Annotated in this window: 11 protein-coding genes; 2 read left to right on the plus strand and 9 right to left on the minus strand. The window is 53.3% G+C overall.

Features of this window, described 5'->3' with window-relative positions; genetic code table 11:
- Window positions 1-5: 5 nt before the first annotated feature.
- From DQG23_RS39170 to DQG23_RS39210, 9 genes are all read right to left on the minus strand, one after another.
- Window positions 6-716, minus strand: coding sequence for a PIG-L deacetylase family protein (locus tag DQG23_RS39170; protein WP_113036497.1), 711 nt, complete (start codon window positions 714-716; stop codon window positions 6-8).
- A 36-nt stretch (window positions 717-752) separates the two neighbouring features.
- Complete coding sequence (locus DQG23_RS39175; protein ID WP_113036498.1) at window positions 753-1709, minus strand: GNAT family N-acetyltransferase; 957 nt, start codon at window positions 1707-1709, stop codon at window positions 753-755.
- A gap of 75 nt (window positions 1710-1784) precedes the next feature.
- Window positions 1785-2975: an anhydro-N-acetylmuramic acid kinase gene (locus tag DQG23_RS39180; RefSeq protein ID WP_113036499.1), complete on the minus strand. Its 1191-nt coding sequence runs from the start codon at window positions 2973-2975 to the stop codon at window positions 1785-1787.
- Between the two features lie 54 nt (window positions 2976-3029).
- Window positions 3030-4229 (minus strand): exo-beta-N-acetylmuramidase NamZ family protein, encoded by a 1200-nt coding sequence (locus DQG23_RS39185; RefSeq protein WP_113036500.1) that lies wholly within the window; start codon window positions 4227-4229, stop codon window positions 3030-3032.
- A 67-nt stretch (window positions 4230-4296) separates the two neighbouring features.
- Window positions 4297-5031, minus strand: a complete 735-nt coding sequence (locus tag DQG23_RS39190) for a hypothetical protein (protein WP_113036501.1) — start codon at window positions 5029-5031, stop codon at window positions 4297-4299.
- A gap of 33 nt (window positions 5032-5064) precedes the next feature.
- Window positions 5065-6171 carry an ABC transporter ATP-binding protein gene (locus DQG23_RS39195; protein WP_113036502.1) on the minus strand — a complete coding sequence of 369 codons (1107 nt, stop codon included), beginning with the start codon at window positions 6169-6171 and terminating at the stop codon, window positions 5065-5067.
- Between the two features lie 67 nt (window positions 6172-6238).
- On the minus strand, window positions 6239-7072 hold the full coding sequence (locus DQG23_RS39200; RefSeq protein WP_113036503.1) for a carbohydrate ABC transporter permease: 834 nt from the start codon (window positions 7070-7072) through the stop codon (window positions 6239-6241).
- A gap of 13 nt (window positions 7073-7085) precedes the next feature.
- Complete coding sequence (locus tag DQG23_RS39205; RefSeq protein WP_238178237.1) at window positions 7086-8003, minus strand: carbohydrate ABC transporter permease; 918 nt, start codon at window positions 8001-8003, stop codon at window positions 7086-7088.
- A 120-nt stretch (window positions 8004-8123) separates the two neighbouring features.
- Window positions 8124-9500 carry an ABC transporter substrate-binding protein gene (locus DQG23_RS39210; protein ID WP_113036505.1) on the minus strand — a complete coding sequence of 459 codons (1377 nt, stop codon included), beginning with the start codon at window positions 9498-9500 and terminating at the stop codon, window positions 8124-8126.
- Window positions 9501-9796: 296 nt separating this feature from the next.
- Between DQG23_RS39210 and DQG23_RS39215 the strand changes: the two genes are divergently transcribed.
- Together DQG23_RS39215 and murQ are read left to right on the plus strand one after the other, a co-directional pair.
- A complete protein-coding gene (locus tag DQG23_RS39215; RefSeq protein ID WP_113036506.1) occupies window positions 9797-10759 on the plus strand; it encodes a BadF/BadG/BcrA/BcrD ATPase family protein in 963 nt (320 codons plus the stop codon).
- A gap of 26 nt (window positions 10760-10785) precedes the next feature.
- Entirely contained in the window at window positions 10786-11697 is a 912-nt protein-coding gene (murQ, locus tag DQG23_RS39220) for an N-acetylmuramic acid 6-phosphate etherase (RefSeq protein ID WP_113036507.1), read from the plus strand.
- Window positions 11698-11793: the final 96 nt, after the last annotated feature.

Consider the following 11793-nt stretch of genomic DNA (forward strand, 5'->3'; position numbering starts at 1 on the left):
GACGTCTACTCGAACATTTGGAGACGTTTGTTGTGGGCGCCGCGAGGCACGCCGAACGCTTCCGCACGCTTCATGTACACCGGCGCTCCGCGCACGACTTTAAGGGCGCTGTAATAGTCCAGATAAGGGAATCCCGTCTCGCCGCGTCCGAGCGCATACTGCGTGAGCCCCTTCACCCACGTTTCAAACGCCGCATCCGGAATATCGATGAAAACCTCCGGCACGAAATCGTCGGCGTCCTCCCAGTTGTCGGTAAAATACATTTTACGGGCAAAATGGTTCGGCAGCGGCCGCTCGATGTTCTTAAGCGCAGCATAGAAATGCGCATCCTGCACGATGTAATGCGTGTTCATATGGTCTTTGTGCATGCTGTTTTTCCAGTGAGTGATGATGATATCCGGCTTCACTTCGCGAATGACGTCCGCCACCTGATATTTGATTTCATCGTTAACCGGAATTTCCGCATCCTTGTAGTTCAGAAATTTCACGTCGCAGCCGACGATTTCGCCGAATTTATGCGCCTCTTCGATTTTTTGCTTCGCATACTCGTCCGGCGTCAGGCGGGGATGCCCTTTTTCGCCCGGAGTCAAATGCAGCATCGTCGCCTTATGTCCTTCTTGAACGTATTTGGCGATAACGCAGCCGGCGCAAAGCTCCATATCGCCCGCATGCGCGCCGATTGCCAGAATGTGCGATTTCTTCTGTTCTTCAGCCATGATATTCTCTCCTCTATCCTCTGTATTTGGTATGAGTTAAGACGGGGCGCTCAGCTTCATGACATGGAAATTACGGGTGATGGAGAAGCCTACCTTCTTGTACAAATATCCAGCGTTCGTCGTTTCGCCCGTCCAAAGGAACCATGCCCCGTGCAAGCCTTGAGCGCGCATATTGGTAAGGCAGTCGTACAACAAAATTTTGCCGAGCCCCTTGCCTTGCTGACCGGGATCGACGCCGAACGGTCCGAACCGCTCTTTGATGCCTTCATAGCCGCCATGCAAACAGAAGCCGACAAGCTTGCCGTTATCTCTAACGATAAGAATGCTGTCCAGAGGCAGGCCCTGCAACACGCCTTCGCGGATCGCGCGTCCCCAGTCCGGATTGAATACGTCGTTAGCGAACTGAATAACCTCGTATAAATCGCCGTCAGCCGCATGGCCGAACGTATATCCTTCCGCTATGCGTTGCTGTTTCAGCACTTCGATGTCGGCCGGAGCCTCGTAATCGACAAGCGAGTAGTCCATGGCGATCGGGGAGTATAAGCGCACGAAGCCTTGCTTCTGTAAGAAAGCATAGCCTGCCGGATAGTTCTTTTCGTCGATTCCGGGCGTAATGTAATTCGGCGCATAAGAGGCGAAGAAAATATTCTTCCTTCCCTGCTCCCTAAGAAAAGCGACAGCTTCCTGCATGAGCCTCGATGCGACGCCCTGGCGGCGAACCTCCGGCGCAGCGAAGAAGAACGGAATCCAACCGTTTTCCGGCTCCAGGTCGGTTCCATGCATCGGAAGCAGACGGCGAACGGCGTAGACGCAGCCGACTACACGGTTGTCTCCGTCAACGGCGACGCGAAGCCCCTGCGGATCGAAATTGGCGTCAAGCAGTACCAGGTTGCGAAAGCGGACCGACGTAATAAGATCCTTCGTCAAGCAGCGGTTCCAAAGCCGGACGAGTCCGGCTTCATCGCCCGACTGATAAGTACGGTAAGTGATCATACGGCGTACAACTCCTTCGTTTGGTATGCAGCGGAGCGGATGCCCGCTGGCTCATGGTGCATCGCTATATATGAATTAGAACGGAAAAGCAAGCTTGCCCATCACGGCCGGCCGCTCGGCCCCCGTGGCGGATGGAAGATTGTTCGGAATGCCGAACAACGTATTGTTGGCGAAAATCGCGAACGCCACCGCTTCCTTGGCGTCCCCGGAAATGCCGAGCTCGTCGGAAGTCGTCACTCTCTGCTGGCGCAGCAGCTCGCCGAGCATGCGGAGCAGCGTTTGATTGTGCGCCCCGCCGCCCGACACGAAAACCTCTTCCGCATCCATAACCGGCAGCACGAAGTCCCGGTAGCTTTGCGCAATCGAGCGGGCTGTAAAAGCGGTAAACGTCGCGACGATATCCGCGTCGCTCAAGCCCCGGCTCTGCATGCGACCGATCCAGTCAAGCGCGTAGGCTTTGCCGAAAAGCTCGCGTCCCGTAGTCTTGACCGGCGGACGCTTAAAATACGGATGGCTCATCATCTGCTCGATGAAGCCGTTATCGGCAGTCCCTTCCGCGGCCCATTCGCCGCCTGCGTCATAGCTGCGCGCTCCGTTCGACAACGTGTATACGGCCTGGTCGATCAGCATATTGCCCGGACCGGTGTCGAAGGCGATAACTTGCTCGGGCCGGCCCCCCGCCGGAATGGCGGTGCAATTGCCGATGCCGCCGATATTTTGCGCGATGCGGCCCTTCGTCTCGTGGCGGAGCAAAATATAATCGCTATACGGGACAAGCGGCGCACCCTGTCCGCCGACCGCCATATCGGCGGTCCGGTAATCGCCGATAACCGGCTTGCCGGTTTCCTTGGCGATCACGGAAAGATCGCCGATCTGCAGCGTAGAACGAATGAGAATTTCGTCGTTCGGATCGTTTTCCGGTATATGCCATATCGTTTGACCGTGACTGCTGACCAAATCGATGTCATCCATGCCTAAGCCGGATTGTGCGACAACCCGCTTCGTCGCGTCCGCCAGCACGTGGCCCATATAGAAATTCATGCCGCATACTTGCGCAACATCGGATCGTTCGACGCTGCACAGTTCCTTCAACCGTTCGCGCAGGGCGTCGTCATACACGGTCGAGCCGTAGTGAACGAGCTCCACCTTGGACTCGAGCCCTTTGCCCTCGATTCGAACGATCGCCACGTCGACGCCGTCAAGCGACGTGCCTGACATGAGACCGGCAATCAGCCGGCTCGGTTTATTGATAAGCTCTGCTAACATAAAGGAACCCTCGCCTTCCTCAAGCTCCGGATCAACCGGTTGCCGCCTTCCGCGTTAAGCCTGACGTTTTCCTTTCCCGTACAGCAAGAACGGCTCCCGGTCCCGCTTCCAGGCTTCCGCCTCCTGCGACCACCGCTGCACAATGCCGGCAAGCCCGGACTCCTGCGAAATGGACGTGCGTACAAGATCGCTTCCGGTCAAATAATCGATAAAATGCTTCCGCCCTTCCTTAAAGGGAGCGATCCATTCAAAACGGTCCGGATACATCCGGGTAATCGTATGCAGAAGCGTAAGCCCGCTTTCCAGCGATTTGTACGTGTTTTTATCCGTAACGAACGTTTGTACGCCTCCGCACAACGAGCCTTGATGCTTCGAGAACATCGGCGTGAACGTAACCGGGTGAAAATGGACGCCGGGAAGACCGGACCGGTTCATTTCGCGGCTCAGCTCGGCGCCGTCCACCCATGGCGCGCCGACGACTTCAAAAGGCTGCGTCGTGCCGCGCCCCTCCGACAGGTTGGTGCCTTCAAACAAACAGTTGCCGGTATACACGCGAACCGTATCCATCGTCGGCATATTCGGCGATGGCATGATCCAAGGCAGCCCCGTATCCGGGAACTCCATGTCGCGGCTCCAGCCCTCCAGCGGAACGACCCGCAAGTCGCAAGCCGGCTGCAGTCCGGCGTTCGCGTAGCCTGCGAATTCGCCAAGCGTCAGCCCCGTACGAAACGGCACGGCAAATCCGCCGACCATCGATTCGAAACCCGGCACCAGCATGCCGCCTTCGCAAACATTGCCGCCAAGCGGATTGGGACGGTCGAGCAGAACGAACGTTTTGCTCGCTTTCGCGCAAGCTTCCATCATATATAGCATCGTCGTCATATACGTATAGAAACGGACGCCCAAATCCTGAATGTCAAATAGGACCGCATCGACATGCTCCAGCATATCGGCGGTCGGCTTTTTGTTCTTGCCGTACAGACTGAATACCGGAATGCCCAATCGGGAATCCGTTTCATCCTCGAATAAGACGCCGGCCTGCCGTTCGCCGCGAATACCATGCTCGCAGGCGTACAGCGCGGCCAGCTTGACCGATGTCAAATCGGCGCAAACGTCGACAGTCGAGCGGAATTGCACGTTCACACCCGTCGGATTGGTAAGGAGCCCGATCCGGGCCCCGTTCAAATGGCGGGTTGCCCAATCCACAAGCTGATCCGCTCCGGTTCGAACCGCTATCTTCTCTACCGTTTTCATATCTAGTAACACTCCCTGCTCTAGTTTCCCGATACGAGGCTGAACTATAAGACGGCGGCGCCGGCATCTATCGAAGCGCAGCTGCCGACGGCCCTCCCGCCATCTCCTTCGAGAAAGCGTCGTCGCCGATCGGTTCAAGAACGCCGGATTCGCTATCGGCGCCTTCCTCCTTGCGGATAAGGTTGGCGGTCAGCATGTTTAAATAAATGCCGATCATCCCGACGTACAGGAAGCCGAATCCGACAATCGTGATGCCCAAGATGACGGTAAGACAAACAATTTGAACGAATGCGCCGATCGTGTACAACGGATTGGCGATAAATAATTTGAAGCTGCGGCCGATCGCCGTAAAAATACCGACTTTCTCCTGCACGACCAAAGGCAGCGTGTAAACTTGCGAGACAAGCGCCATGGCGATGAAATACGTTTGGAAGACGGCTATGATGAAATAAAACGTGCCGCTCTTGCCTCCGTAATACCACCAGGAGGAAACGAGAATAAGTCCGAACACCGCAAGCATAAGACCATATACGAGCGAGGCTCCGTAAAATTTGAGCGCGCCCTGCCACATAAGACGAAGCTTGCCTTTGCCTCCCTCCAGCATCCGGTGGGTTGCATAGAGCACGCCTGTGCAAAGCGGCACATAAAGCAATACCGCCAAGAATACGGCCATCCCGATCGGCAGGAAAAAGACAAAAGGAAGCAGCACCAGCGAACTGACGATACTGAATAAAGCAACCGGGACGATCTCGCGGAATACTTGAGCTCCGGATTGAGCGACGATCTGATTAAGCTTTTTCATGCCATATCCCCTTCCTGAATCGGACAGCCGGTTTTACAGTTCGATCCGCACCTCCGTCGACGGGTCGAAGAAAACGAGCTTGCTGCGGTCGACGACGAATGTTTTCGTTTGTCCGATGCGCGCTTCCGTCACCGGATTTACGCGAGCGGTTACCATCCGGCTGCCGATGCGGAAATAAACGAGGTTCTCCGCGCCGAGGTTCTCGATGACTTGAACCTGCGCCACGATCGTATGCTCTTTGGAGGCGATGTGCACGAAATCGTCGCCGTAAATATGCTCCGGACGTATGCCCATCACGACCGGCTTGCCTTCGTAAGCCTTAAGTCCGGACGTCATCGCATCGTCGAGAGCGATCGAGCCTCCCTCAAAAAATGCTCTGCCGCCTTCGATTCTCGAATCGATGAAGTTCATCGCAGGCGAACCGATAAATCCGGCTACGAACATGTTGTTCGGTTTATTGTACAGCTCCGTCGGCGAGGCGATTTGCTGAATGGTACCTTTATTCATAACGACGATCCGCTCGCCGAGCGTCATCGCTTCTACCTGGTCGTGCGTTACATAAACGATTGTTGCACCAAGACGTTTGTGCAGCTCGGCCAGCTCCACGCGAACCTGAACCCGCAGCTTAGCGTCCAAATTGGACAGAGGCTCGTCGAACAGGAACACCTGGGGATCGCGCACGATCGCACGGCCTACGGCTACGCGCTGGCGCTGCCCGCCGGACAATTCGCGCGGCTTGCGCTCCAGCATGTCCGTCAAACCAAGGATGTTGGCCGCTTCCGCCACTTTGCGCTCGATCTCATCCTTCGGACGCTTCAGGTTTTTCAGCCCGAACGACAAATTTTCCCGGATCGTCATGTGCGGGTAAAGAGCATAGTCCTGAAACACCATGGCGATATCGCGGTCCTTCGGATGCATATCGTTGACGATGCGGTCTCCTATGATAATGTCGCCGCTCGATTGGCGTTCGAGTCCCGCCATCATGCGCAGGGAAGTCGACTTCCCGCAGCCAGACGGGCCTACGAAAACGACAAATTCTTTATCGTTAATGATGAAGTCGGAGCCCGTTACAGCAGTGAAATTTCCCCTTTTTTCGTCCACGTATTCTTTGACAACGTTTTTAAACTCCACTCTTGCCATTTGGATTCCTCCTTGATTAATCCCCGCAAAGCGAAGCTGTGCCGCAAACTTTTGGGGGAATCGTCGGTTAGCCCTTTACAGCGCCGATCGTAATGCCTTGCAGGAAATATTTTTGCAGCGAGAAGAACAGAATGAACATCGGCAGCGCCCCGATCGTAGCGCCTGCCATAATAGCCCCGAAATCGGTCGCTTCGGCGAAACGGAACGTGGACAAGCCGACCTGAATCGTCCGCATTTCGTTGGTGCTCGTTACAAGCAAAGGCCAGAAGAAATCGTTCCAGCTGGCGACGAAGGTGAAAATCGCAAGAACCGCAAGTCCGGGCTTAGCCATCGGAAGTATGACCTTCCAGAAGATGCCGAACTCGCTGCACGCATCGATTCGCGCCGCATGAATGAGCGAAGTGGGCAAACTCGACATATACTGCTTCATCAAGAATATATTGCCCACGCTGGCAAGCGACGGCAGCAAAATCGCCGTATACGTATTGCCGAGGTCAAACACGTTAATCATCAGTACGTACAGCGGGATCAGCGTAACTTGAGCAGGGATCATCATCGTGCTGAGCAGGATCCAGAAGATCGAGTTGCGTCCCGGAAAGTTTAATTTTGCAAAAGCGTAACCCGCGAGCGATGCGAGAAATACGTTGGTCACCGTCAACACGGCGGAAATGAACAACGAGTTGCCTAACCAGCGAAGCGCCAGCGTTTTACCGAAGAACCGTTCATACGGCGCTAACGACCATACGTCCGGAATCCACTGCGGCTGAAACGACGCGGAGGCCTTCGAATCCTGGAACGAGCCGATAATCATCCAGTAGAGCGGCACGATCGAGATTAATACCCAAACGAGCAGCACGGCTGCGGCGATCGTTATAAAAATGGTTTTGGATTTTGAATGCAACGTGCACACCACCCTAATATTCGATATCGGAGGAAAAATATTTGAACTGGACGACGGACACCAAAATGATCATGGCCGCAAGCACGAAAGACTGAGCGGAGGCCAATCCGAAGTCCGAGAAGTTAAACGCAGTCTGATAAATGAGATAAGCAATGGTCGTCGTCGAGAAATTCGGTCCGCCGGAGGTCATCAGGTAGACGCTAATAAATACCTGGAACGATGTGATGACGCCGGTGACGGTAAGATACAGCGTAGTCGGCTTCAGAAGCGGCCATGTGATTTTGCTGAACTTAGCCCAGCCGCTGGCATGGTCGATGTCCGCCGCTTCGTAAAGCGACTTCGGGATGCCGCCCATCGCAGCCAAGTACAAGATAATGCCCGCGCCGTGCGCGCCTAAGTAATTCATCAGCATCAGAGAGAACAGCGCGGTGCTGGATTGACCCAGCCATACGACCGGATCGATGCCGAAGGTGCCCAATATTTTGTTCATAAGCCCTGAAGAGGTCGGGTCGAAAATGGCAAGCCAAACGACCGAAATCGTAACCCCCGATGCTACGGCAGGCAAATACAATGTCGCTTTGAAAAACGTTTGCCAAGTATTTTTCATCTGAAAAATAAAAAACGCGAGAACGAACGTGATAATAATATTGACGGGAACCGTACCGATCGTAAAAATAACTGTATTTTTAACGGATTTCCAAAAAACGTCGTCCTGAATCATGTAGGAGTAGTTATCCAGACCAATCCATTTCGATTTCAATACGTTATATTTCTGAAAGCTCATAATAAACGCAGAAATTACGGGATAAAGCGTAAACAGCAAAAACAACAGCACGGGAATCAAAATAAATAAATAGGCCCAGCCGTAGTCCTTCCAAAATCGAGTTAAGGAAGAAGCGGCCGGTTTAGGTTGAGCGATTCGATTTTCCACCCATGTTCCTCCATTCTCGGAAAAAAGAGGCCCCATATGAAACCATATAGGGCTCTTAGGCTTACCAAAATCATGTCTTACCCGTTACCGGTCTTTATATCGAAAGCTGATCGGCAAAAATTATTTAAGCAACTGAGCGCCTTTGGATTTAAATTCTTCCGCAACCGCCTCAGGCGTTTTCTCCCCGGCGAACAGCGCTTGAAGCATCGGTTTTACAACTTGCTCGCGGTAACGCTTCAGGCTTGCCGCTTTGTCCGTCGTAATCGACAGGGAAACGTTAGCCGATGTGTTGTTGCGCATATTTTGCGATGCTACTTGGTTTTCCGGTTTAGCCATGCTTTTGCCTTCGAATTGCTTTGCTTGCGATTTGCTTACAAAAGGAAGCGCCAGCTCGTTAGCCGAGTTACCCGCTTTAGCGCCGGTCAGTGCTTGCATAACGAGGAACGTGTTTTTGGCATGTTGAGCGCCTTTGTCGTTCTTCTGGCGGAACATGATGTAGCCTTCTCCGTTGCCCAGCGTTTTGCCGTAGCCTTGGATGGAGTCGCCATGCGGAACCGGCAATTGAACGTATTCGATTTTCTCGCCTTTCACTTTGCCTGCGTCGATATCTTTGTTGCGGTTTGCGATCATGATGTCGTAGTAAGGAATGGCTTTACTGATAATTGCCGCTTGGCCGGCATAGAACATTTCGGAACGCTTGGCCGGCGCGATAGCCGCCGTTTCTTTCGGCATCAAGCCGTCTGCGCGAAGCTTGTCGATGAATTTAAGCGTGTCGAGAATTTTGTTGTCGTTCCAGATGAAATTGCCTTTCTCGTCGACGGAATCGACCAAACCGTTCGCACGGCTCAGCATGTCGAGGAAGTCCAGGGACGTTCCGTCCGTAACGAGCGCGTATTGTTGGGTGCCGTCAGGCAGCTTTTTGTTCAGTTTTTTGGCGATTTCCATAAACTCGGTCCAAGTCCAGCCTTGTTCTTGGATCTTTTTGTAGTCGACGCCCGCTTCAGTCAGGATGCGTTTGTTCGCGCCCCAGCCCCAAAGCGATTGATACAATGGAATACCGTATTGCTTACCGCTGAGCTGCATGGTTTCGAGCGTGCCCGGTTGGAAATCGTCTTTCATTTCTTTCGTCATGTAAGAATCCAGATCAAGCACGAGGCCTGTATCTACATATTGACCGTTCACTGCGCTGAAATACATATCCGGCGGGTCGCCTGCATTCAGAGCGACGTCGAATTTTTTCGGACCTTCCGCCCAGGAGAGCACTTCATATTCCACTTTAATGTGAGGGTATTGTTTGTTGAAATCGGCAACCAAATCTTTCATGTCGTTCTCATAAGTGCCGTGTACCGGATATGTCCACACTTTGACCGTATCAGGCGTCGTGTCTACCTTGCCCGGCTCTTCCGTTTTCGGCGTTTCCTCCTTCTTGCCGCAAGCCGCAATGACCGTGACAAGCACGAGACTCATGAACAGGGCCAACCATTTGTTCATCTTCATCTTGTTTCGTTCCCCCTAAGTTAGGTAATGGTTAAACCGTATGACTTCAGTTTGCATGGAAGTGAGATAAGTTATTCGCATTATTGGGAATACTACGTTTAACCCCTCCTTTTACGGATGCGAACTGAGTTGTAAGCCGGAAAGCAATACCGTCGTTTTTGAAAATCGGATGGGACCGCTTTCACTTTTATTATTATAATCTCTATGAAATATTATTTCAAGATCATTTTAAAATTACAATTTTTTATTTTACAACAAAATCGGATTCCCTTATACTTAAATAAGATACTACCCTCATGAAGCAGGTGATAACGATGAAGCTTGTCCTTGGAATCGACGGCGGAGGCACGAAAACGGAGGCGATCGCTCTTGATCATAACGGCGGCTTGCTGCTCAGGCTAACCGGTGAATCGACGAATCCCCACGCCATCACTTTTCCAAAGGCCATGCGGAATCTCGGTGCGCTGCTGGATGCTTTGTTGGAAGCTCCGGAGTTGAAAGGGCTTGACTGGACGACGGCCGCACTCGGCTTGTCCGGCGTCAGCACGGAGGAAGAGCAGCAGGCGGTTTACCGTTATTTGCAGGAATTTCAAAAGGAACGGGGCGTTGCCTTCGACGTTTCCCTTCTACATGACGCTCAAATTGCGCTGATGGCTACCCTTGAACGGGAAGAAGGCATTATTGCCATATCGGGTACGGGTTCGATCCTGTTCGGCTTGACTCCCGAAGGCAAGCGCTACCGCGTAGGAGGATGGGGACATCTCCTGGGTGATGAAGGCAGCGGCTACGATATAGGCTTGCGCACCTTAAAAACGATCATGCGCCATTATGACGGAATCGCGCCTGCGACCGGACTGACGGAGCTTGTTCTTGAAGCATACGGCTTCTCTTCTCCAACCGAGCTAAAGCCTTATATCTATAAGGACTCGGTTCAAAAAAGCGACATCGCCAAATTTGCGCAAATTTGCATCGAGGCGAGCGAAAAAGGCGACAAAACCGCTGCCCGCATTCTTTTGCAAGCTGCGGGGGAGCTGGCGGATGCCGCTATCGCCCTAATCGGGAAAGACCAATGGTTCGAATCCTGCGACCTCGTGACGACCGGATCCATCTTCTCCCACTCTTCGTTTTTCTCCAGACTGTTCCAGGAGAAGGTGACGGCGGCATATCCTAAAATAACCGTTCATTCCTCCGTTCAATCGCCCGCATACGGCGCCGCTTTACTCGCATTGAAACGATACCGGGAGCATATGAGCCTATGAAACACTCTTCAAAGGAGTCGACTGAAATGTATAACTTGCTAGACGAACTGACAACAGAGCAGGTCAATCCTCGGAGCCGAAACATCGATCGTTTATCTACCGAGGACATTGTCCGGCTTATCAACGAGGAAGACCGTCAAATTGCCGTCAAAATTCAAGAGATCACGCCTGAAATCGCCAAAGCGGCGGACTTTATTCTTCGTTCCTTCCAGAAGGGCGGCCGCTTGTTGTATATAGGAGCCGGCACCAGCGGGCGCCTGGGCATTCTGGATGCAAGCGAGTGCCCGCCCACATACGGCACGGATCCGTCCATGGTTCAAGGGATTATTGCCGGCGGCGATCGCGCCATCAAGGATCCCGTAGAAGGCGCGGAGGACAGCGCCTCTGCCGGGGCCAGCGAAGTCGACGGCCTTCACGTCGGCCCTGACGATACGGTTGTCGGCATTGCCGCAAGCGGACGGACGCCCTACGTGATCGGCGCGATGAAACGGGCCCGCGAGCTTGGCGCAACGGTCATCGGGTTGTGCAATAACCACGGGACCCCGATGCGCGAATATGCCGATCTGATGCTGGAAGCGGTTGTCGGACCCGAGGTCGTGCTCGGCTCGACGAGGATGAAAGCGGGTACGGCTCAGAAGCTTATTTTGAACATGCTGACGACTACAGCCATGATTCGGTTGGGCAAAGTTTACGACAACCTGATGGTCGACTTGAATCCGTCCAATGCCAAGCTCGTTCATCGGGCGAAACGGATCATCGGACTGGCGACTAATGCGCCTGAAGATGCGATCGAGGAAGCTTTCGAGCAATCGGAGGGGCATGTCAAGACGGCGATCGTCATGCTGCTTGCCGGCATCGACCGTCAAAGCGCGGAACAGATGCTGAGCCTTTCGGAGGGCTTCGTTCGCGAGGCCGTTAAGCTGGCGGAGCAGAAATAAACGCAGAAAAAAAAGGACCGTCCGGGAAAATTGAAGTGCACCCCTTAGAATAGACATTGGAAAACCCCCTAGGTTAATCCGATGAATCTAAGGGGT

This window comes from Paenibacillus contaminans (assembly GCF_003285015.1).
Classification (GTDB): Bacteria; Bacillota; Bacilli; order Paenibacillales; family NBRC-103111; genus Paenibacillus_V; species Paenibacillus_V contaminans.